Source organism: Flavobacterium sp., from assembly GCF_017985075.1.
GTDB lineage: Bacteria > Bacteroidota > Bacteroidia > Flavobacteriales > Flavobacteriaceae > Flavobacterium.
This window is the reverse complement of sequence record NZ_JAGNYF010000029.1, coordinates 1-24,673: the sequence shown is the minus strand read 5'-3', so window position 1 is coordinate 24,673 and position 24,673 is coordinate 1. Positions and strand designations below refer to the sequence as shown.

The window sequence follows — 24,673 nt, the reverse complement described above, 5'->3', positions numbered from 1 at the left end:
CAAGTTTATTTAGAATAAATAAAAATAATATTTCTAAGTAATTGATTATCAAAATGAAAAAGTTTTGAATGGATTATTTTTAAACATTAAACTAAAATTGTAACTTTGCATTCCAAAATAATGAAGAAATGTTAGATAGATTACAATACGTAAAACAACGATTCGACGAAATATCCGATTTGATTATTCAACCTGATGTTATTGCCGACCAAAAGCGTTATGTACAATTAAATCAGGAATACAAAAGTTTAAACGCGTTAGTAGAAAAACGTGAAGAATATATAAATCTTGATGCAAATATTAAAGAAGCTCAAGAAATAATTGCAGATGGGTCTGATGCCGAAATGGTTGAAATGGCAAAAATGCAATTAGAAGAAGCCAAAGATCGTTTGCCTCAATTGGAAGAAGAAATCAAATTTATGTTGATTCCTAAAGATCCAGAAGATGCGAAAAACGTAATGGTTGAAATTCGTGCCGGTACTGGTGGAGATGAAGCGTCTATTTTTGCAGGAGATTTATACAGAATGTATACTAAATATTGTGAAGGTCGCGGTTGGAAATGTTCTGTAGTAGATATGAGTGATGGAACCTCTGGTGGCTTTAAAGAGGTAATTTTTGAAGTAACCGGAGAAGATGTGTACGGCGCTTTAAAATACGAAGCAGGTGTACATCGCGTGCAACGTGTTCCTCAAACAGAAACTCAAGGTCGTGTACACACTTCTGCAGCCACTGTAATGGTTTTGCCAGAAGCTGAAGAATTTGATGTGCAAATTGACATGAATGATGTTCGTGTAGATTTCTTCTGTTCATCAGGACCTGGAGGACAATCCGTAAATACCACAAAATCGGCTGTCCGATTAACACACATTCCTTCAGGATTAGTAGCGCAATGTCAGGATCAAAAATCACAACATAAAAATAAAGATAAAGCATTAACTGTTTTACGTTCTCGTTTGTACGAACAAGAATTGGCAAAAAAACAAGAGGAAGATGCCAAAACACGAACTTCTCAAGTAAGTTCAGGTGACCGTTCGGCTAAAATTAGAACGTACAATTACCCACAAGGACGTGTAACTGACCATAGAATTGGTGTTGACGTATTTGATATGGACGGAGTAATGTCTGGAAAAATTCACAAATTTATTGATGAATTGCAATTGGTTGCCAATACAGAAAAATTAAAAGAATCGGAAGTATATTAATAATTTACGATTTGGAATTTTAGATTTACGATTTATAAAAACTCTGGATTATTTTCAGAGTTTTTTTTAATTTTATCGGGAATTTTTTCAATAATTGTTTAATTTTCATAAAAAGAGAGAGATTAATCAAAGCGTTTTTATTAAATTTACTACTTCAATTTGATTTAAACGCTGTTTATAACTAATTAAATTTTACTCATATGAAATCAAAACTTCTAATTGCTATTGCATTATTTAGTATCAATTATACTAATGCACAGAGTTACTTTGGCTATTTAAATGATAACTATGCTGGAGTACATTCAGTACTTAACAATCCAGCAAATATTGTCGATAGTAGATTTCGAGCTGACATCAACTTATTATCATATAGTGGTTTAGTTACTAACGATTATTATGGTGTGAAATTTTTTGACTTATTAAAAAGTGATTATAATTTCGAAAGAGATGCGAAGCAATATCCAACTAACTCAAATAATTTTTTGCTAAACATTGATGTTCTTGGACCTTCATTTATGTTCAATTTAAACAAAAAAAGTTCAATAGCATTATTTACAAGAGTCCGAGGAATTTCGCATTTAAGTAATATTAATGGTAATACATTAAACGATGTTCAGGATGGAAATAATGTTAGCTACCAAATAAGCAATCAAAATTTCAGCGTTGCCTCTAATTATTGGGGAGAATTTGGTGTTTCTTACGCCCGAATTTTAATGGATAAAGGACAACATTTCTTAAAAGGAGGTTTTTCTGCAAAATACTTAGTTGGCATTTATTCGGGTTATGCAAAAGCAAACAACATCAATATTGTTTACAATTATACAGGAGATCCTAATACAAGTATTTATTCCTCTTCAGGAAATTTAGAAGCTGGAAATTTGAGTTCACTTGATAATTTTGATAATCCAACAAATAATGTAGGAACCGGTTTTGGTGCCGATTTAGGTTTCACCTACGAATACCGTCCGGAGCATGAAAAATACAAATACACCAACAAAGATGGTGTAACAAACTATTATAAAGACCAAAACAAATATAAATTCAAATTAGGTTTTTCTATAACTGATATTGGCGCCATCAACTATAATGATGCAACTGTAAGTGTTTATAATGTAAATGCTACTTATACTGACGCACAATACAATGCCAATTCAAATTTTAATAATTTATACACTACGGTTAATCAAACAAAATCAGTGAAATTTAAATTACCAACTGCGATTCATTTAAATGCAGATTGGAGAATGAACAAAAGTTTTTATTTGAACCTAAATACTGATTTTAGTGCTGTTGCTGCAGCAGTTAAAAACTCTTCATACATAAATAACAATGTTAGTATAACTCCACGATATGAAGCAAAATGGTTGAGTGTATATACACCAATTAGTTATTTAGAATATTCTGGTTTACAAGCTGGTTTCGGATTTAGAGTGGGACCATTATTTGTAGGTTCAGGTTCTATAGTAAGTGCATTGCTTTCTGAAACAAGAGCTATTGATGCACATTTAGGATTAAAAATTCCTATTTACCAAAAGAAAATTAAAAACATTGATTTGTTAAAATAAAAATTATTCTTATAATTGTTTAAATTTTGACGGACTAATTTAAATAATACGATTTGTTGTTTTACGATTTCTAAATTTTATAAAAACTCTGGATTTTTTCAGAGTTTTTTTTATAAACTTTTCTTAAACAATAGTTTTTTACAATAGAAATTTTTACTTTTATCACAAATATTGATACGATGACCATTACCCAATTATATTACGTTTTAGCTGTTGCTGAAAACAAAAATTTTACATTAGCTGCCGAAAAATGTTTTGTGACGCAGCCGACATTAAGTATGCAAATTCAAAAATTAGAAGACGAATTAGGGATTCAAATTTTTGATAGAACAAAAAAACCTATTGGTTTAACAGAAGTAGGAAGCAAAATCGTAACTCAAGCTAAAAACATCGTTAACGAAGCGAATAGAATTAAAGACATTGTAGACCAACAAAAGGGATTTATTGGTGGCGACTTCCGAATTGGAATGATACCTACGATTATGCCTACATTACTTCCGATGTTTTTAAATACGTTCATTAAAAAGTATCCAAAAGTAAACTTAATTGTAGAAGAATTAAATACTTCGGATATTATTACAAAACTAAAAAATGGTCATTTAGATTGTGCCATTGCCGCTACACCTTTAGATGAAGAAAAACTTAAGGAAATTGTATTGTATTACGAGCCTTTTGTAGCATATATTCCTGACAATAGTCTTAATAAAGCAAAAAAAGAAATTGAAGTTGCTGATTTAGATGTTGAAAAAATATTGCTTTTACAAGACGGACATTGCTTTAGAAATAGTGTACTGAATCTTTGTAAAAACAATAATTTTATTGGTGAAAATCATTTCCAATTGGAAAGTGGCAGTTTTGAAACCTTAATTAAATTATCCGATGAAGGTTTAGGAACAACCCTTCTTCCCTACTTACATACGTTAGATTTAAACGACAAAAACAAATCCAAACTAAAACAATTTGTCAGCCCAAAACCATCAAGAGAAGTAAGTTTAATTTTCTCTAAAAACGAATTAAAAATTCATATTATTGATGCGTTAAAAACAACCATTCAAGGTGTGGTTCGAGGTGCAATTGCGTTTAGTGATGTGGAAATTGTAAGCCCGAAGTAATTTACGATTTACGATTTAAAATATGGGATTTGGAATTTTGGATTTGTAAATTTATATAACATTTACATCACCTTTACCTTCTCGAACAATAATTGGTTCATGACCTGTTAAATCGATAATGGTTGATGCAATGTTTTCGCCGTAACCGCCATCAATAACTAAATCAACTTGGTTTTGCCATTTTTCGAAAATTAATTCCGGATCCGTAGAATATTCAATTACCTCATCTTCATCGTGAATGGATGTTGAAACTATTGGATTCCCCAACATTTCCACAATTTGAATGGCAATATTATTATCTGGCACTCGAATTCCGACTGTTTTTTTCTTACGGAAGTCTTTTGGTAAATCGTTATTTCCTGGTAAAATAAACGTATAGGCGCCAGGTAACGCTCGTTTTAAAATTTTAAAAGTAGGCGTGTCAATTTGCTTTACGTAATCTGAAATATTGCTTAAACTACTACAAACAAAAGAAAAATTCGCTTTTTCTAACTTCACACCTTTAATTTTCGCCAGTTTTTCCAACGCACGAGAATTGGTAATATCGCAACCCAAACCATAAACCGTATCGGTTGGATAAATAACTAATCCACCATTTTTTAAAACCTCAACCACTTTTTTAATGGCTGTTTCACTTGGTTTGTCTTCGTATATTTTTATGAATTCTGCCATATTATTTTTTGCTTTATGCCGTAAGCTTAATGCTTATAGCGTTATCCAATCACATTCAACTTCGCAAACCGTAACAATAACTTCTTCAAGCCTCCAACATCGAAACGAATTTCTGCTTTTTTGTCTGCTCCAACGCCTTCTAATCCTACAATTTCACCTTTTCCAAAACGTTCGTGCATTACAATATTTCCAACAGCTAAATTAGCATCTGTAACATTGTTTTTGGATGTACTTACACCGCTATTTAATGGTTTTAATCTTCTAATATTAACAGATGAAACAGGTTCATTTTTGGTAATATATTCAGGTGGTGTTCCAGCAGTTGGTTTCGCCAATCGTAATTTGGATTTATCCACATCGCCAAAAATATCAATATCCATAGAGGGTTTATAACGATAACCCGAATCTATCGGATTCATATACTCTAAAAATTCACCATTAATTTCTTCTATAAAACGCGATGGTTCGCTATCTACAAGTTTTCCCCAACGGTAACGCGACTGCGCATATGTTAAATACGCTTGGTGTTCAGCACGAGTTAAAGCAACGTAAAACAAACGGCGTTCTTCTTCCAATTCACTTCGGGTATTCATACTCATCGCACTTGGAAACAAATCTTCTTCCATTCCCACCACAAAAACGTGTGGAAATTCTAATCCTTTTGCCAAGTGAATCGTCATTAATGCTACTCTATCATCATCGCCAGTGTCTTTATCTAAGTCTGTTGCCAACGCTACATCTTCCATAAATTCTGCTAAAGCACCACGAGCACCATCAATTTCTTTTTGTCCTTCTGTAAAATCTTTAATACCGTTTAGCAATTCTTCTATATTTTCGATTCGAGCAATTCCCTCTGGTGTGCCGTCTTTTTTTAATTCTTGAACTAAACCAGTTTTCTTCGTTACGTGATCAGTAAGTGTAAAGGCATCTTGCTGTTCATTAATAACTTGAAAACTTTTTATCATAGTTACAAAATCTTGCAACTTGGTTTTCGTCCCCGAATTTAATTTTAAATCGATTTTATCAATATGTTCCATCACTTCAAAAATGGAACGTTTATAATGATTGGCAGCTACCGTAAGTTTTTCTACAGTTGTATCTCCTATTCCACGCGCAGGATAATTAATTACTCGAACTAACGCTTCTTCGTCTTTCGGATTGATTACCAATCGTAAATAAGATAAGACGTCTTTAATTTCTTTTCGTTGATAGAACGACAATCCGCCATAAATTCGGTACGGAATATCGCGTTTTCGCAACGCATCTTCCATAGCACGAGATTGCGCATTGGTACGATATAAAATAGCAAAATGTGAATTTGGTAACTGATTTTGCATTTTTTGTTCGAAAATAGTTCCGGCTACAAAACGACCTTCTTCACCATCTGTAACACTTCGATGCACTTTAATTTTCGGACCGTCATCATTCGCTGTCCAAACAATTTTATCCAACTTGGTTTTATTCTTATCGATAACATTATTTGCCGCTTCTACAATATTTTTAGATGAACGATAATTTTGTTCCAATCGGTACATCTTTACGCCATCGTAATCTTTTTGAAAGTTTAAAATATTATTGATATTCGCACCACGGAAAGCATAAATACTTTGCGCATCATCACCTACCACGCAAATATTCTGGAATCTATCTGAAAGCGCTTTTACAATTAGATATTGAGAATGATTGGTGTCTTGGTACTCATCAACTAAAATGTATCTAAATCTGTCTTGATATTTCGCTAAAACATCAGGAAAACGATTTAATAACTCGTTGGTTTTCAATAACAAATCATCAAAATCCATCGCACCCGATTTGAAACAACGTTCTACATAATTATTGTAAATTTCGCCCATTCGAGGCTTTTTGCTCATCGCATCAGCTTCTTGTAATTCAGGATTATTAAAATACGCACGAACCGTAATTAAGGAGTTTTTATATTGGGAAATTCTTCCTAAAATTTGTTTGGGTTTGTAAATATCTTTATCCAATTGCATTTCCTTAATAATACCACCTAAACAACGCAATGAATCTTGTGAGTCGTAAATGGTAAAATTGGAAGGATAACCTAATTTTTCAGCTTCACTTCGTAAAATTTTAGCAAAAACTGAGTGAAAAGTACCCATCCAAAGGTTTTTAGCTTCATTGTTACCTACAATTTCGGCAATACGTTTTTTCATTTCACGTGCTGCTTTATTCGTAAATGTAAGGGCTAAAATATTAAATGCATCTACACCTTGATGCATCAAATTAGCAATTCGAACGGTAAGCACTCGCGTTTTACCAGAACCCGCACCTGCAATTACTATCATAGCACCATCTTTTTGCAAAACAGGTGCACGTTGTGCTTCATTTAATTGATTTATGTATTGTTGCATGGCTAAAATAGGATAATTAGGAAAGCAAAAATACAGATTATGAAGTGATTTTACCTGTTTTTAATTGTCTTTTAACTGTAAATTATCAACAATTTTTTTTTCTTCTGAAGTTAATAATAAACCGGAATTGGTTTCCCAATATTCAGTAATTATTGCATTTTTCTTGTTTATTAATGATTTTTCCTTAAAAACATCTTCCTTCTCATAAGGAACAAACTTTCTACTATGTTGCGTAGTAATTAAATAATTGGCTATTTCTACCTTATTCTCCACATCTTTTTTATCTTTTACCATCAAACCTATTTCTTCTTTTGTACTGGCTAAAAAATAATCGTCACCATCTAAAATATACAAGGCTTTAAAGACGGAATTGAATACTTTTCCTTTTACAACTTTTAAGTTAGAAACATCAGAATATTCAAATCGATTGGGTTCTACAAAATATTCTAATTCTAAGATAATATTCTTTCTATTATCATAAATTACCGTTACTGTTGGCAAAAACTCTTCGATTTCAGGCTTTGGAACAATTATCATTTGATAAAAATCCGCTTTTCCTTTCACTGTTTTTATTTCGAAATCGAACTTCTTTTTAGCTTTTGATTCGGCTAAATTTGCGATATATTTAAAATCATAATAATTCTGAATGATGTCGTACATATTATAGCTTAATGTCTTTTTTTCTATTTTTTCGTTATTTATTAAATTATAGGTTCTGTTTTGTTCTACTAAAATATCAGCGGCAAATTTATCGGGTTTTTCCTTCAAACAAAAATTAACTAGACCATCCGAGTAAGACGTATATTCGTTATTATATTTAAAAAATTCTCGTGAATATATCTTTAAATTAATAGGTGCAGTAAGTTGTTTCATTGATTTGTTAATCAATATTTTAAGTATACTAAAAGATTGTCTATTTGTAATTACAACATCTTCAATGTCTTGTGAAATACTTTCTAAAAAAACAACCGTTTCTAATTCTTTTATAGTAACCGAATTGAGACTAATTTCTTTATATTCGGTATGCTTAATATTTATTCTTGATGGTTTATTTAAATTAAATTTCACCACTCCTTCTTTATTACTTTGAAAGTTTTCATCGGTACGAAGAATCGCAACAATAACATTTTCAATTAAAGCACCTGACGTTTTATCTTTAAATACCAATATCATCTCTTTTGTCTGAGAAAACGACAAAACAGAACAAAAAATCAAACCTAAAAAATATAAATTTCTCATTTTAATAGTTTGGTATACTAACAAATATAAGAAATTAAAAATGGATTTATTTTATTTAAAAAAATATTTTAGATTTGTAAAAAAACAATCGATGAATATTGAAGTAAAGATATTAGAAATTGCCACATATACATTACCAGCAATTATTACTGGCGGTGTAGCATTTGGTTTATTGCAGAAATTTTTCAAAAACGAAGAAAACAAACGAAAATTTGAGCTTTTAAGAGAAAACCAACGTTTAGGATTGCCAATTAGATTGCAAGCGTACGAGCGTATTGTATTATTCTTAGAACGCATCAATCCTATAAACTTAATGATGCGCGTAGAACCAAACTCTTTAGACCCTCAAAGTTACGCAACACTTCTCGTGCATACCATACAAACAGAATACGAACACAATATTGCACAACAAATATATTTCACTCAAGAAAGTTGGGAAATTATTTTAAAAGCAAAAAATAGTATTATTACACAAATTAGAAGATTTTCGATTGAAGGCGAAGTTGCTTCAGGGGAAGAACTAAGAACGAAACTACTTCAAGAACTTACACAAACAGAAAGCGCTAGTGCTGTTGCTATTAGCTTTATTAAAGAAGAATTAAAAAGGGTATTTTAAAATTTTTACACAGATTTCACGGATTAACGCAGATTTTTTTGTGTAAATCTGTGAAATTTGTGTTTTATTACTTTATTCTTTTAAAAATTTCAAATACAAAGCAGCCGTATTTTCATCCGCAGTTTTAACTAAATTTTCTACTTTATTTCTAAAATCTGGTTGTTTTAACAAGGTTCGAATTTTCTCTCTTGCGAATTTAGTAAATTGCCATTTGTGATGTGTGGTTGCTTGAAATAAAGCACGAATTACTTGTTCGTTTTCAGGATATAATTCCAACAAAACCTCTAAAGCATTTCGCCTGACTAAACTTTCATTGTTACTTGAAGTATAATTAAATAATTCATTGAAATACAGGTTTTTATAATTTAGATATTTATCTGAATTTAACGCGAATTTTAACCAAGTTACTCGTAAACTTTTATCATTGTTGCCTTGCATATTTTTTAATTTCTCCAAATATTCATTTGTTTGATTTGGAAAAGAATTACATAAATTTATCAAAGTAATTTCTTTTGTTTTATACGAATCATCTTCTAAAAATGTCTCGTATTGCGATTTAAATTCAACAGGTATTTCACTTATTGTTTCTGCAATGGCTTGGCGAACATATACGTTTTGTTTCATACCAATTTCAATCAACTCTTTTTTGTCTTCAAAAGGTGTGTTTCCTAACTTATAAAAAATATACTGTTTGATTGGAAAATAGGTTTCAGATTGCAAAATAGCTTTGTAATTCTCTAAATCCTTTTTCTCTTTGGTGAGTTGAATATATGCCGCAACCGATTTGTTTTTTAAAAGATATCTTTCCGCTAAAACCATATCAAATCCTGATGTTTCTAACCATATCTTTTTGAAATTTTCTATATCAAAATCTTTAGCAACCTTTTTTATTTCAGCTAAAAATTCATCAGTATTTACATTTTTGTATTGGTATTTTTTTAAATACTTTTTTACTGCCTTTTGAAAATTTTTCGCACCGATATCTTCGCGTAACGTATGCAACGCCCAAGCGCCTTTTTTGTAAAATGATAGTGAACTTGCTTTTTCATGCATTACTGGAATTGTATCGGTTTTAGCTGCATTTCTCAACTGCAATGCATAATCGTATAACTCGTTGTAAAAATAATCGTCGCCAAATATTTCCTTTTCTGCCAAAAGTGCATAGTATGTTGCAAAACCTTCTTGCAACCAATGATGTTTTCCCGATTGTGCCGTAATTAAATCGCCAAACCATTGATGCGCCAATTCGTGGGCGTTTACATTTATGTAATTCCTATCATTAAAACCAATAGAATCCACAACAAAATCTTGAGAAAAAATCGTAGAAGTCGTATTTTCCATTCCAGCATATAAAAAATCTCTTACAGGAATTTGACGGTAGATTTTCCAAGGATATTTCAAACCAATTTCTTGTTCTAAATAATCGAAAATTTGTTTAGAATAGCGATATGTAGGTTCAAATTTTGAATAATCATTTTTATCTATGTAGTATTCTAAAGGCGTTCCTGATTTACTTTTGACTTCTTGCATCCCAAATTTTCCAAACGCCAACATTACCAAATAAGACGACATTGGTTTTTGCATTTGATAATTTCTTGTTATATCGTTTACGCCTCTACTCCAGCTTATAGTACTTTTCTCAAAATTCAATTTACCATTAGATAATGCAATAGGATCAAATTTAAATTTATTCATATCGACATAATAGTTAATAATTATCCCGAAAATTACTTTCTCATTAACATCGTCAAAACTCGGCAACCAATGACTGGTATATTTTCCTTGACCTTGCGTCCATATTTGCCTATTTTCATCTTGTCCAATAAAATAAAGCGTTTGTTTCGGTATTGCATTGTATTGAAACGTTAGTTTGTTTTTACCCTTAGAAAAACCTTCAAATAAATCCAATGTTTTTCCTGAATTTTTGAAGTTCACCAATTTATCATTAATCATGACATCTGAAAACTCCATGTTTTTTGCATCGATTTTAATTGTATCTAAAATCTGCATTACCTTAAATTCATAAGTAACATTCCCAGAAATAGATTTTTCTTCAAAATTTGGATACAACGAAGCAGTACATGTCAAAAAATCAACATATTTTGTTTGTTGCGAAAAGGAAAAAATGGAAAAAAGCAGAAAAAACAGCGCTTTCATAAATTAATTTAAAATTAGATACGAATATAACTATTTTTAATTTTACTCATTTCTAATTTAACAAATAATAACTATCTTCGCTTTTCATGTGTGTCTTAACACAGATAAGAGAAATTTTAAAAATTTATATAATTTCTTTATTTGTGTTCAAAATTTAACTTGAATTACAAAAATAGAATTAGACTTTGAATCTACTCGATACTTCCATAGAATATTTAAAAGGCGTTGGGCCTCAGCGTGGCGAATTACTTCGCAAAGAAATGAATATTCATAAATATGGCGATTTAATCAATTTATACCCAAATCGATACATCGACAGAACGCGCTATTTTAAAATAAACCAACTGGTAAATAGCAATTCCGAAGTTCAAATTATTGGAAAAGTGGTTCATATTAAAATCATCGACCAAGGAAAAGGAAAATCGAGATTAGTCGCTACTTTTTTAGATGATACGGGACAAATGGAATTGGTTTGGTTTCAGGGACAAAAATGGGTTAAGGAAAGTTTAAAACTCAATACTGTTTATGTTATTTTTGGGAAAGTCACACAATTTGGTTCGGTTTTCAATATGGCACATCCAGAAATGGAATTGTTGGAAGAACACAAAACCACTTTACGAAGTGCGATGCAACCTGTTTATCCAAGTACCGAAAAGCTAAATAATAAAGGTGTTACGAATAAAGTTATCAATAAAATGATGATGCAATTGTTTTCGGAAACGCATCAATTATTTTCAGAAACATTACCCAATTCAATTATAGAAGAATTAAAGCTTATCCCAAAGAAAGAAGCGTTACTAAACATCCATTTTCCGAAAAATCAAGAACTTTTAGCTAAAGCGCAATTTCGATTAAAGTTTGAAGAGTTGTTTTTCATTCAACTACAATTAATAACTAAAAACTTAATTCGAAAACATAAAATAAAAGGTTTTCCGTTTGAGATAATTGGCGAAAATTTTAATAATTTCTACAACAATCATTTGCCATTTGAACTCACCAATGCTCAAAAACGAGTATTAAAAGAAATACGAAACGATTTGGGAAGTCACGCACAAATGAATCGTTTATTACAAGGTGATGTGGGTTCAGGTAAAACCATTGTGGCATTAATGTGTATGCTTATCGCGAAAGATAACGGCTTTCAAAGTTGTTTGATGGCGCCTACTGAAATTCTGGCAAATCAGCATTTTAATGGCATTACCGAATTAGCTAAAGATTTGAATATTAACATTCGAATATTAACAGGTTCTACGAAAATTGCACAACGAAGAATTATTCACGAAGAATTAGAAAACGGCACGTTAGATATTATAATTGGAACGCATGCTTTATTAGAAGATAAAGTCCAATTTAAAAATTTAGGTTTAGCCGTAATTGATGAGCAACATCGTTTTGGCGTAGAACAAAGAAGTAAACTGTGGACGAAAAGCCAAATCCCACCTCACGTTTTAGTAATGACCGCTACTCCTATTCCACGTACTTTAGCGATGAGTTTGTATGGTGATTTAGATATTTCGGTGATAGATGAGTTGCCTCCCGGCAGAAAACCAATACAAACCGTACATCGATTTGATAGTAAGCGATTAGTGGTATGGAAATTTATAAAAGATGAAATCGCCAAAGGCAGACAAATTTATATTGTATATCCGTTAATTCAGGAATCTGAAAAAATGGATTATAAAGATTTGATGGACGGTTATGAAAGTATTTCTCGTGATTTTCCTTTGCCTCAATATTCTATTTCTATTTTACACGGAAAAATGAAACCTGCCGACAAAGATGAAGAAATGAAACGCTTTGCGGAAGGAAAAACCAATATTATGGTAGCTACAACAGTAATTGAAGTGGGTGTAAATGTACCAAACGCCTCCGTAATGGTAATTGAAAGTGCGGAACGTTTTGGCTTGTCGCAATTGCATCAGTTACGTGGACGTGTTGGTCGTGGTGCCGAACAAAGTTATTGTATTTTAATGACGGATTACAAACTTTCTGAAGACAGCAAAACCCGAATGGAAACAATGGTTCGAACCAATGATGGATTTGAAATTGCTGAAGTCGATTTAAAACTTCGCGGTCCCGGAGATATTATGGGAAAACAACAAAGTGGTGTTTTAAACCTTCAAATTGCCGATTTGGTTAAAGACAGAGATATTTTGCAAGTAGCAAGACATATTGCTGTAAAACTTCTTAAAGAAGATCCAAGTATGAATTTACCTGAACACGCAAAATTAAAGGCTGTATTTATGGAAATCAGTAAGAAAAAGAGCATTTGGAATTATATTAGCTAAAAAAATTACAGCAAACTCACTTCCGAAACAAATATTTCAAACACTTGTACCTACAAGTATGTTAAATAATTTGTAAGGTATTGGCTTTATTAATTCGTAAAGAGTAGCTTTGTAACAAATCTAAGCTTTTATACTATGAAGATTAAAACTATCAGTATCACGTTAATTTCCCTAGCACTTTTAGGACTTATTGGTTACCGAATTACAAAAAATTCTGCCGAATCTGAAAAAAACGATAAAAAAGGTGATAAAAAACCACCTTTATCTGTTACAGCAATTGTAGTTACTTCAAAAGATTTTTCTAATGGTATTTCATTATCAGGTTCTATTGAGGCCAATGAAAACGTAGAAATTAGAAGTGAAGTTTCTGGAATTGTAGAAAAAATTTCTTTTTCGGAAGGCACACAAGTAAACAAAGGTCAGGTTTTATTAAAAGTCAACGATATTGAATTAAGAGCTCAATTATCTCAAGCGATTACTCGGCAAAAATTAGCTTCGGAAAATGAAAGAAGAGCTAAGTTATTACTAGAAAAGGAAGCAATAAGTCAGGAAGAATATGACATTGCCAGTGCAGAATTCAGAAGTTTAAAATCACAAACCCAACTGATTCGAGCACAAATTGCTAAAACAACTATCAGAGCACCTTTTTCTGGAAAAATTGGTTTAAGAAATATTTCTCCTGGAACGTATGTAACACCAACAACTATTATCACAAAATTAGTAAGTTCAAATCAAGTGAAAATTAGTTTTTCTATTCCTGAAAAATATGCTTCGGAAATTGAAAATAACGCTTCTATCCTATTTACCATTCCAAATAATCCACAAAAATTCTCAGCAAAAATTTACGCTATCGAACCTGAAATTGAAACAGCAACTCGTACCTTAAAAATTCGTGCTATTGCTGATAATTCAAATGGAAAATTATTACCTGGAACGTTTGCCACCATTGAACTTTCTCTAAAAAACATTAAAGATGCGATAGTAATTCCTACCGAAGCAGTGGTGCCTATTCAGGATGGAAAGGTCGTATATATTGCCAATAACGGAAAAGCAAAAGAAGTAAAGATTGAAACATTAGCAAGAACTTCAAAAAATGTTGTGGTAACAAGCGGCATCAAATCTGGCGACACCTTATTGACTTCTGGCGTAATGTCGTTAAAAGATGAAGCAGATATTAAGGTGAAGTTGATAGAAATTAAAAAGGATTAAGGGAAAAGTGACTTCGAGAGCCTCAGTCACCAGTAATCTTTGGCTGAGGTTCTCGAAGCCAACAAATAAAAATTAAGCAAAAGAATAAACACAAAATTTTAGACTTCCAGCTTCCAAAATTAAAAAATATGACTTTATCAACTTTAAGTATAAAAAGACCTGTTTTTACCATTGTAATTAATCTATTAATTATTCTGTTTGGTATTTTGGGGTATACCTATTTGGGTGTTCGAGAATTCCCTTCGATTGATCCGGCACAAATTTCTGTTCGTACAAATTATACGGGTGCGAATTCAGACATTATCGAATCGCAAATTACGGAACCACTTGAAAAAGCTATTAATTCCATTGACGGAATTCGAAATATTACGTCTTCAAGTAATCAAGGTTCGAGTAATATTACGATTGAATTTAAGTTAGAAAAAAACTTAGAAGAAGCCGCTAACGATGTGCGTGATAAAGTATCACAAGCCGTTAGAAGTTTACCACAAGATATTGACGCGCCACCAGTAGTTTCAAAAGCGGACGCTGATTCGGATGCTATTATTTCAATGACAGTTCAAAGTAATTCAAGAAATGCGTTAGAATTAAGTGATTATGCGGAAAACGTAATTGCGGAACGAATTCAAACCATTCCTGGTGTTAGTGGTGTTCAAATTTGGGGACAAAAAAGATATTCGATGCGAATTTGGATTGATCCCATCAAATTAAATTCATATGGAGTAACCGTTTCTGACGTTAGAGCCGCGTTGAACAAACAAAACGTAGAATTACCTTCAGGAAAATTAACAGGTGCCAATACCGAATTAATGGTGAAAACGCTAGGAAATTTATCAACGGAAAAGGAATTTAACGATATTGTTATTCTTTCTGACGAAAACAAAACCGTTCGTTTAAGCGATATTGGAAAAGCTTCTTTAGAATCAGAAAATTTAGAAACCAAGTTTACGGAATCAGGAAATCCGATGGTTGCTGTGGCAATTATTCCGCAACCGGGAAGTAATTATTTAGAAATTGCCGATCAGTTTTATGCGCAATTTGATAAATTAAAAAAAGAATTACCAAAAGATATTAAAATTGACATTGCATTAGACAATACGCTTTTCATTAAAAAATCGGTTGTTGAGGTGGCAGAAACTTTATTGATTTCGATTATTTTAGTGGTCTTGATTATCTTCTTGTTTTTTAGAGATTGGTCTATCGCATTCCGACCGCTAATTGATATTCCAGTTTCATTAATTGCCACGTTTTTCATTATGTATTTATGTGGTTTTTCTATCAACGTATTAACGCTTTTAGCTATTGTTTTAGCAACGGGTTTAGTGGTTGATGATGGAATTGTGGTCACGGAAAACATCTTCAAAAAAGTAGAAGAAGGTATGTCGCCAATTGAAGCGGCAATTAAAGGTTCGAACGAAATTTTCTTTGCTGTAATTTCGATTTCGATTACATTGGCTGCGGTTTTCTTACCAATCGTATTTTTAGAAGGATTCGTAGGACGATTATTCCGAGAGTTTGGCGTGGTAATTGGCGCTGCTGTTTTAATTTCCGCCTTCGTATCGTTAACATTAACACCTATGTTGAATGCCTATTTAATGAAAGGTGGCGAACAAAAGAAAACAAAATTTTATCATTTTACTGAACCGTATTTTGTTGGATTAAATCAAGGTTATGCGAATGCGTTAACAAATTTTATGAAAAGAAAATGGCTGAGTTTTCCAATTGTCATTGCTTGCATTGGATTGATTTTGTTGTTTTTCAAAATCTTACCGAAAGAAACGGCACCTTATGACGACAGAAGTTTAGGAATTGTAAGTGTCACCACACCAGAAGGCGCTACATATGAATACACAGATAAATTTATGACAGAATTATCTGATTTAATAAACGATTCTATTCCTGAGAAAAAAGTAGCTTTAGTTATTACTTCACCTGGATTTATGTCTTCCTCTGTGAATACAGGTCGTGTGCGTTTAGCTTTGGTGGAACCAGAAGAAAGAAAAAAATCGCAAAAAGAAATCGTAGATAATTTAAATAAATGGACTAAAAAATATCCTCAAGCGAAAGTCAATGTTTCTGAACAACCAACCATTGCTGTAAATCGTAGAGGTGGATTACCGATTCAATATATTATTCAGGCACCAAATTTCGAGAAATTAAGAGAAAAAATTCCTCAATTTATGGAAGAAGCAAGTAAAAATGAAACGTTTTCCAATGTGGACGTGAATTTGAAATTCAACAAACCTGAAATTAACGTAACCATCAATCGTGAAAAAGCAGAAAGTTTAGGAATTTCGGTTTTAGATGTGGCTCAAACCTTGCAACTTTCCCTAAGCGGACAACGTTTTGGGTATTTTATGCAAAACGGAAAACAATATCAAGTGATTGGACAATTCGACCAAAAAGATCGTGATGCGCCATTAGATTTAACTTCTATGTTTGTTAAAAATAAAGCTGGAGAATTAATTCAATTAGACAACGTGGTTGAGGTGGAAGAACAAAGTAATCCGCCACAATTGTATCATAACAATCGTTATATGTCGGCAACTGTTTCAGCTGGTTTAGCACCAGGAAAAAGTATGATTGATGGAATTGATGCTATGGATGAAATCAAAGCAAAAGTTTTAGATGAAACGTTTACTACTGATTTAGGTGGAGAATCGAGAGATTTTGTGGAAAGCAGTTCGAATACTTCTTTCGCTTTTGGATTGGCTTTATTGTTAATCTATTTGATTTTAGCGGCACAATTTGAAAGTTTCATCGATCCATTCATTATAATTTTGACAGTTCCAATGGCGGTTGCGGGAGCGTTATTCTCGCTATGGTTATTCGGACAAACTTGGAATATTTTCAGTCAAATTGGAACCGTAATGTTAATTGGTTTGGTAACCAAAAACGGAATTCTGATTGTAGAGTTTGCAAATCAATTACGAGAACAAGGCAAACCAAAATACGAAGCTATTATTGAAGCTTCAGAAGCACGTTTACGACCAATTTTAATGACAAGTTTGGCCATAGCACTTGGGGCTTTACCAATTGCGATGTCGCTTGGAGCTGCTTCAACAAGTAGAATTGGAATGGGAGTTGTAATTGTTGGAGGTACGATGTTTTCATTAATATTGACTTTATTTGTAATTCCAGCATTTTATTTAATGTGGTCGAAAGCAAAAAAACACCGACCAGAATTTGATAATTTAGACGCTTTAGAAAAATAAAATTATGCAAAATTTATATAAAATAGGATTTCTATTATTGATGAGCTTAACAGCGCAAGCACAAGAAATATTAACACTTGAAGATGCTGTGAAAATTTCATTGAAAAACAATTACGACATAAAAATTGCACAAAACAATTTAAAAATTGACGAAACCAATAATAATTTTGGAACAGCAGGTTTTTTGCCTTCTATAACTGCCAATTTCACGAATTCAAAGAGTCAAATTGATACCAAACAAACGCAAGCTGGTGGAACTGTTAGAGAATTAGACGGTGCAAAAAATATGAATTTGAGTTATGGTGTTGGTTTAGATTGGACCATTTTTGATGGAATGAGAATGTTTTCGAGAAAAGAACAATTACAAGTTATTGAAGAACAAGGAAAATCAGAATTACAAGCGGCTATTTTGACTAAAATTAGCGATGTGTATTTAACCTATTTTGACTTAGCGCAGCAACAACAAATGATGGCTTCTATTGATACGGCGATTGTGATTTCAAATCAAAGATTGGTAACAGCTAAAAATAGATTTAGCATTGGAAAAGCTTCAAAATTAGAAGTTTTAAACGCACAAGTAGATTTGAATACTGATTTAAGTTTATTGCTGAAACAAAAAGAATTGTATCGAATTACAAAAATTAAAATGAACGAATTATTGGTTCAAGATGTTCAAACTGATTTTAAAGTCAAACCTGAAATAACAGTTGAACAAAATTTAGATTTTAACGAGTTAAAAGCCGCGGCTGAAAAGCAAAATCCACAATTGCAAACGCAAATCTTAACTAAAAAAGTCGCCGATTTAAATCTGAAACAAATAAAAGGGAATCGTTATCCAACTGTTCGATTAACTTCTGGTTATAATTTCACGAGTTCAGAAGCTTCATTAGGTTTCGTTACACAATCATCTGGACAAGGTTTTGTTTATGGCGTTTCGGCTTCGTTACCAATTTTTAACGGTTTTACTCAAAACAAAAATGAAAAAGTGGCAAAGTATCAAGCGGAAAATGCAAATTTTCTTTTAGAACAGCAGAAATTTTCTTTAACATCAAAATTAGCCACTTTATTTGCCAGTTATCAAACGAATTTAGAATTGATAAAAATGGAAGAAAAAAACTTGGAAATTGCCAAACAAAACTTAGAGATTACGTTAGCAAAATTTAAAATTGGTACCATTACAACAATTGAATTTAGAACTGCGCAACAAAATTTTGTGGAAGCTTCTGTACGCTATTCAAATGCGCAATATATAACCAAGCTTTCAGAAATCAACTTAAAAGAATTGGCTGGAACTTTAAAATTAAATTAATACTTTTAGCACAAATTCTTTTTACTTTAAACTTTTATCTTATAAATGGTACAATATAACCCAAAAGACTGGATTACTTTTATTTTTCGATTTCATAAATCGGATACGTTTCGTCAATTAATCCCAATGATGATTTTAATTGGCGTTTATTCTGGCGCCATCTGTTTTTTCGAAATACATTATTTCAAATTAAAAGAAAATAGTCATGTAAAAAACATTTCAGTATTGCATACAACTGTCGGATTTGTGTTATCATTGCTTTTAGCCTACCGAACAAATACCGCATATGATAGATGGTGGGAAGGAAGAAAATTATGGGGAAGTTTAGTTAATAATTCCAGAAATTTAGCCATTAAGTTAGCCGCTATTTTGGAAAACGAATCGGATAAAAATTATTTCAGAAAAGTGATTCCAAGTTACGCTTCAATCTTAGCGAAACATTTAAGTAATGAAGAAGTTGGTAAGGTGTTATTTGAAGGATTAGACCTCGAAATAGACCAAAACAAGCACAAACCCAACCAAGTAGCCAAGATGATTTACAGTAAAATTAATGATTTATATAAATCTAATAAAATATCTGGAAATCAATTAATTATATTAAATTCAGAAATACAATCTTTCACTGAAGTTTGTGGTGCTTGTGAACGAATAAAAAACACACCAATACCCTATTCGTATAGCGCATTCATCAAAAAATTTATTTTCTTTTATGTAATGACATTGCCTTTTGGATATGTTTTTACCTTAGGCTATTACATAATTCCTGTTGTAGTTTTTATCTTTTATGTGTTGGCAAGTTTAGAATTAATTGCCGAAGAAATTGAAGATCCTTTTGGAGGTGATGAAAACGATTTACCCACTTCAAAAATAGCAAGTAACATTAAAAAACACGTTGAAGAAATATTATAAATTTTAACATTAATCTTGTTTTTTTTAAATATTTTTTGTAAATTGTTTAACTTTTACGTGCTCTTTTTACCAAAAGTATTAATATTAAAAATTTAAGATGTAATCATGTTTCCAAAAGTATTATTACAAGCGCCTGCTTTAACACATGAAAAATCCCTAAAAACCTTAGTGGAAAACAGAACTATTTTTTCTTTAAATCATTGTGAGTTAAATATTTTTGAAACGTATGAAAAATCAGATTTAGTTCCTTTAAAGTTTAATGATTTGGTGGTAACAAGCATGCTTAGAGGTAAAAAAGTAATGCACTTATTTGACACACCCCAGTTTGAATATCTTCCGGGCGAAACCGTAATTGTTCCTTCTAACGTTGAAATGAAAATTGATTTCCCTGAAGCCTCGAAAGAGAATCCTACACAATGTATTGCCCTTGCAATTGATAATAAAATAATAACTGATACTTTGGGCTTCTTAAACGAGAAATACCCTAAAGATGGTAAAAATAACCTATGGAAACTTGATCAAGAAAATTATTTTTTTTATAATAATATTGAATTGGCAGGTACTATAAATAAACTTATAAAAGAATGTATGGGAACTTCAATAACCAAAGATGCTTTGGCAGATATTACTTTACAAGAATTAATTATAAGAATTATTCAAACCCAAAGTTTAAAGAAAATTGAAAACGAAATTATTGATGTAACGAGTCCTATTACAGCATCAATAAATTTTATTAGAGAAAATATTAGAGAGTCAATAAATTTAAAGCAATTAAGCGGAAAAGCATGCATGAGTACAACTTCTTTTTATAGAAGTTTTAAAAGAGAATTAGGCATGAGTCCAATTGAATTCATTTTAAACGAAAAAATAAAATTCGCAAAAAAATTATTAAGCAATCCAAAAATAAACATAGCTGAAGTTTCATACGCTACTGGTTTTGAAGATTGCAATTACTTTATTAGGTTGTTCAAAAAATATGAAGGTATAACACCAAAACAATATCAATTGATGAATTTTAGCGGATAAAAAGCAACACTATTCGTTTAACTTTATATCTTCTAAATTAGCATTTTCTTCATCTGTAAAAAGTCGGTAATGTACAATAAATGTTTTTCCTAAAGGTGTTTCCAAAGAAAATCCACCTGCTCCAATTGCATCGGTTACATCTAAAGTAAAATGAGCATATTTCCAATACTCGAATAAATCTTTATCAACCCAAAATTCAACATTTTTAATTGTCCCAATACAGACATCTTCGTATCGTAAATAAAATCCGCCTTTTTCAAAACATTGGGGCTGTGTACCTTCGCAACATCCACCTGCTTGATAAAACATTAAATCGCCAAATTTTTCTTGTAGTACACCTATTAAATCTAATGCTTTTTCGGTAGCAGCAAGTCGTTTTATTTTTTCCATAATTTTAAAATAAAAACCGCAATATCATTCATACAATTATTTTTGATATTGCGGTTTAAGTATAAAATCCCTATCAATTAAAAGAAACCTAATTTGTTTTTATTGTAAGAAATCAACATGTTTTTTGTTTGACGGTAATGTTCTAACATCATTTTATGGTTTTCTCTACCAATTCCTGATTGTTTATAACCTCCAAATGGAGCTCCTGCAGGGTATGCATGGTATTGATTTACCCAAACACGTCCAGCATGAATTGCTCTTGGTACTTGATACAATTCGTGCGCATCGCGCGTCCAAACACCAGCACCTAAACCATATAATGTATCATTAGCAATTTCTAATGCTTCTTCAGTTGTTTTAAATGTTGTAACTGCTAACACAGGTCCGAAAATTTCTTCTTGGAAAATTCTCATTTTGTTATGCCCTTTAAATAATGTTGGCTGAATATAATATCCACCTCCTAATTCATCACCTAAATGATTTACATCGCCACCACAAAGTAATTCCGCACCTTCTTCTTTTCCTAATTTTATGTAAGAAAGAATTTTATCTTTTTGAATTTGTGATGCTTGTGCGCCCATCATTACTGTTGGATCTAATGGATGTCCGACTTTAATGGCTTTTACTCGCTCTAAAACTTTTGCTATAAATACATCGTAAATGGATTCGTGAATTAATAAACGAGAAGGACACGTACAAACTTCTCCTTGATTTAAAGCAAAAAGCACTGCGCCTTCAATAGCTTTATCTAAAAACGCATCATCTTCATCCATTACTGAAGGGAAGAAAATATTTGGTGATTTTCCACCTAATTCTAAAGTTACAGGAATAATGTTTTCAGTTGCATATTGCATTACCATTCTACCTGTTGCAGTTGAACCTGTAAAGGCCGCCTTATTTACTTTAGGATTGGTTACCAAAGTTCTACCTAATTCGGCACCAAAACCATTTACAATATTAACAACTCCAGCTGGTAATAAATCTTCAATTAATTCCATTAATACCATTATTGAAATTGGCGTGCTTTCGGCTGGTTTTAATACTACGCAATTTCCAGCAGCCAAAGCAGGCGCTAATTTCCACGTTGCCATTAATATTGGGAAATTCCAAGGTATAATTTGCGCAATCACTCCAAGAGGTTCATGTACAATTATTGAAACGGTATCTTTATCTAATTCTGTTATCGAACCTTCTTCTGAACGAATAACACTTGCAAAATATCTAAAATGATCAATAGCTAATGGAATATCAGCTGCCATAGTTTCTCTAACAGCTTTTCCGTTATCCATAGTTTCAACAGCTGCAATGAATTCTAAATTTGCTTCAATTCGGTCAGCGATTTTATTTAAAATTATACTTCTTTCAGTTGCTGAAGTTTGACTCCAAGAAGCAAATGCTACAGTTGCAGCATCTACTGCCATTTCAACATCTAATTTTGCAGAATGTGCTGCTTTTGAAAATAACTTTCCATCAACTGGCGACACTACTTCAAAATATTGTCCGGTTGATGGTACAGTCCATTTTCCATTGATATAATTATCATACTTTTCTTTAACTTGTGGTCTTTTAATTAAATTACTCATAATATTTTAGTTTTGATTTATTCAAAATTAGCATCTATAATTAATATAAAGTAGCACTTTTTAACCAAAAAATAGCACAAAAAAATCTCGCTACTTTCATAACGAGATTTAAAATGTAAGAATATTGTAATTATTTTCTTGCTATCACTTTTAATGATTTTTCAATAATAGCCGTACTATTTAATCCGTATTTTTCCATCAATTGTTCTGGTGTACCACTTTCTCCAAACGTATCATTTGTTGCTACAAATTCTTGAGGAGTTGGCGTATTTAAACTAAGCGTTCTGGCAACACTTTCTCCTAAACCACCTAAAATATTGTGTTCTTCAGCTGTAACTACACAGCCTGTTTTAGCAACCGATTTTAAAATAGCTGCTTCATCTAAAGGTTTTATAGTGTGAATATTAATCACCTCAGCAGAAACGCCTTGTTTTTCTAATTCTTCAGCAGCGATTAAAGCTTCCCAAACCAAATGTCCAGTTGCGATAATTGTTACATCTGTTCCTTCATTTAACAAAATAGCTTTTCCAATTACGAAAGGCTCATCTGCAGGCATAAAATTAGGCACTACAGGACGGCCAAAACGTAAATATGCAGGTCCATGGTGATCTGCTAATGCCAAAGTCGCAGCTTTTGTTTGATTGTAATCGCATGTATTGATTACTGTCATGCCAGGTAACATTTTCATCAAACCAATATCTTCTAAAATTTGATGCGTGGCACCATCTTCACCTAAGGTTAAACCCGCGTGTGAAGCACAAATTTTAACATTTTTATCTGAATAAGCTACCGATTGACGAATTTGGTCATACACTCTTCCAGTAGAAAAGTTAGCAAAAGTTCCTGTAAAAGGAATTTTTCCTCCAATAGTTAAACCCGCGGCAATTCCAATCATATTGGCTTCTGCAATTCCGATTTGGAAAAAACGCTCTGGATGATTTTTCTTGAAATCGTCAAACTTTAACGAACCAATTAAATCGGCACAAAGCGCTACAACATTTTCGTTTTTTTGTCCTAATTCAGTCATTCCTGCTCCAAATCCTGAACGGGTATCTTTACTTCCTGTGTTTTCGTATTTTTTCATATTTTTAAGCTATAAGCATAAGGCATTAAGCACAAAGCATTATTAATAATCTCCTAAAGTGGCTGGATTTTGGTTTAACGCATTTTCTAATTGTTCATTACTTGGTGCTTTACCATGCCAAGCGTGTGTATGCATCATAAAATCTACTCCATTACCCATTTCTGTATGCAATAACACACAAACTGGCTTTCCTTTTCCTGTACGAGATTTTGCATCTGCCATTCCGTTTATTATGGCTTCGATGTTATTTCCTTCTGTAATTTCTAACACATCCCAATCAAACGCTTCAAATTTAGCTTTTACATTACCCATATTTAATACATCAGTAGTAGAACCATCAATTTGTTGCCCATTTAAATCTACTGTTGCAATTAAGTTGTCTACATTTTTTGCAGATGCATACATTATTGCTTCCCAATTTTGACCTTCTTGTAATTCACCATCACCAGTTAAAACATACACTAAATTCGAATCTTTGTTTAGTTTTTTTGCTTGAGCAGCTCCAATGGCAACTGACAAACCTTGTCCTAATGATCCAGAAGCCATACGAATACCTTCTAAACCTTCGTGCGTAGTTGGGTGTCCTTGCAAACGTGTATTTAATTTTCGGAAAGTAGCCAATTCAGATACTGAAAAATAACCGCTTCGAGCTAAAACACTATAAAATACTGGAGAAATGTGTCCGTTTGATAAAAAGAAAAGATCTTCATTAACGCCATTCA

18 protein-coding genes are annotated in these 24,673 nt (G+C 32.1%); 10 read left to right on the top strand and 8 right to left on the bottom strand.

All coding sequences use genetic code 11. The features are described 5' to 3' along the window. Positions 1-128 precede the first annotated feature (128 nt). The 3 genes from prfA (at position 129) to KA468_RS07090 (ending at position 3,879) form a co-directional block, all read left to right on the top strand. On the top strand, positions 129-1,202 hold the full coding sequence (gene prfA / locus KA468_RS07100; RefSeq protein WP_291242245.1) for a peptide chain release factor 1: 1,074 nt from the start codon (positions 129-131) through the stop codon (positions 1,200-1,202). Between the two features lie 200 nt (positions 1,203-1,402). After that, positions 1,403-2,767 (top strand): DUF5723 family protein, encoded by a 1,365-nt coding sequence (locus KA468_RS07095; protein ID WP_291242244.1) that lies wholly within the window; start codon positions 1,403-1,405, stop codon positions 2,765-2,767. Between the two features lie 179 nt (positions 2,768-2,946). Continuing rightward, the gene (locus KA468_RS07090) at positions 2,947-3,879 is read left to right on the top strand and encodes a LysR substrate-binding domain-containing protein (RefSeq protein ID WP_291242243.1); all 933 of its coding nucleotides are present in this window, start codon (positions 2,947-2,949) and stop codon (positions 3,877-3,879) included. A gap of 51 nt (positions 3,880-3,930) precedes the next feature. Here KA468_RS07090 and KA468_RS07085 read toward each other — a convergent pair whose 3' ends face one another. From KA468_RS07085 to KA468_RS07075, 3 genes are read right to left on the bottom strand one after another with little or no spacing between them, the layout of a single operon-like run. Then, a complete protein-coding gene (locus KA468_RS07085; RefSeq protein WP_291242242.1) occupies positions 3,931-4,551 on the bottom strand; it encodes an L-threonylcarbamoyladenylate synthase in 621 nt (206 codons plus the stop codon). A gap of 41 nt (positions 4,552-4,592) precedes the next feature. Further along, positions 4,593-6,926, bottom strand: a complete 2,334-nt coding sequence (locus KA468_RS07080; protein ID WP_291242241.1) for an ATP-dependent helicase — start codon at positions 6,924-6,926, stop codon at positions 4,593-4,595. A 60-nt stretch (positions 6,927-6,986) separates the two neighbouring features. Beyond that, positions 6,987-8,165: a hypothetical protein gene (locus KA468_RS07075; protein WP_291242240.1), complete on the bottom strand. Its 1,179-nt coding sequence runs from the start codon at positions 8,163-8,165 to the stop codon at positions 6,987-6,989. Positions 8,166-8,256: 91 nt separating this feature from the next. Here KA468_RS07075 and KA468_RS07070 point away from each other — a divergent pair, with 91 nt between their 5' ends. Continuing rightward, positions 8,257-8,781 carry a hypothetical protein gene (locus KA468_RS07070; protein WP_291242239.1) on the top strand — a complete coding sequence of 175 codons (525 nt, stop codon included), beginning with the start codon at positions 8,257-8,259 and terminating at the stop codon, positions 8,779-8,781. Positions 8,782-8,853: 72 nt separating this feature from the next. On the opposite strand, the gene KA468_RS07065 is transcribed toward KA468_RS07070, so the two are convergent. Next, positions 8,854-10,869, bottom strand: coding sequence for a M1 family metallopeptidase (locus KA468_RS07065; protein WP_291242238.1), 2,016 nt, complete (start codon positions 10,867-10,869; stop codon positions 8,854-8,856). Between the two features lie 254 nt (positions 10,870-11,123). On the opposite strand from KA468_RS07065, the gene recG reads away from it, so the two are divergent. The 6 genes from recG (at position 11,124) to KA468_RS07035 (ending at position 20,894) form a co-directional block, all read left to right on the top strand. Further along, complete coding sequence (gene recG, locus KA468_RS07060) at positions 11,124-13,226, top strand: ATP-dependent DNA helicase RecG (RefSeq protein ID WP_291242237.1); 2,103 nt, start codon at positions 11,124-11,126, stop codon at positions 13,224-13,226. A gap of 135 nt (positions 13,227-13,361) precedes the next feature. Continuing rightward, a complete protein-coding gene (locus KA468_RS07055; RefSeq protein ID WP_291242236.1) occupies positions 13,362-14,435 on the top strand; it encodes an efflux RND transporter periplasmic adaptor subunit in 1,074 nt (357 codons plus the stop codon). A gap of 128 nt (positions 14,436-14,563) precedes the next feature. Then, positions 14,564-17,650, top strand: coding sequence for an efflux RND transporter permease subunit (locus tag KA468_RS07050; RefSeq protein WP_291242235.1), 3,087 nt, complete (start codon positions 14,564-14,566; stop codon positions 17,648-17,650). 4 nt (positions 17,651-17,654) lie between these two features. Continuing rightward, positions 17,655-18,959 carry a TolC family protein gene (locus tag KA468_RS07045; protein ID WP_291242234.1) on the top strand — a complete coding sequence of 435 codons (1,305 nt, stop codon included), beginning with the start codon at positions 17,655-17,657 and terminating at the stop codon, positions 18,957-18,959. A 45-nt stretch (positions 18,960-19,004) separates the two neighbouring features. Beyond that, a complete protein-coding gene (locus KA468_RS07040; RefSeq protein WP_291242233.1) occupies positions 19,005-19,868 on the top strand; it encodes a bestrophin family protein in 864 nt (287 codons plus the stop codon). A gap of 105 nt (positions 19,869-19,973) precedes the next feature. Continuing rightward, positions 19,974-20,894 carry an AraC family transcriptional regulator N-terminal domain-containing protein gene (locus KA468_RS07035; protein WP_291242232.1) on the top strand — a complete coding sequence of 307 codons (921 nt, stop codon included), beginning with the start codon at positions 19,974-19,976 and terminating at the stop codon, positions 20,892-20,894. A 9-nt stretch (positions 20,895-20,903) separates the two neighbouring features. Here KA468_RS07035 and KA468_RS07030 read toward each other — a convergent pair whose 3' ends face one another. From KA468_RS07030 to KA468_RS07015, 4 genes are all read right to left on the bottom strand, one after another. Beyond that, on the bottom strand, positions 20,904-21,284 hold the full coding sequence (locus tag KA468_RS07030; RefSeq protein WP_291242231.1) for a DUF779 domain-containing protein: 381 nt from the start codon (positions 21,282-21,284) through the stop codon (positions 20,904-20,906). Positions 21,285-21,361: 77 nt separating this feature from the next. Then, a complete protein-coding gene (locus tag KA468_RS07025) occupies positions 21,362-22,867 on the bottom strand; it encodes an aldehyde dehydrogenase family protein (protein WP_291242230.1) in 1,506 nt (501 codons plus the stop codon). Positions 22,868-22,997: 130 nt separating this feature from the next. Continuing rightward, on the bottom strand, positions 22,998-23,951 hold the full coding sequence (locus KA468_RS07020) for a transketolase C-terminal domain-containing protein (protein WP_291242229.1): 954 nt from the start codon (positions 23,949-23,951) through the stop codon (positions 22,998-23,000). A 42-nt stretch (positions 23,952-23,993) separates the two neighbouring features. Continuing rightward, a partial coding sequence (locus KA468_RS07015) for a transketolase (RefSeq protein WP_291242228.1) occupies positions 23,994-24,673 on the bottom strand: 680 nt, incomplete at its 5' end.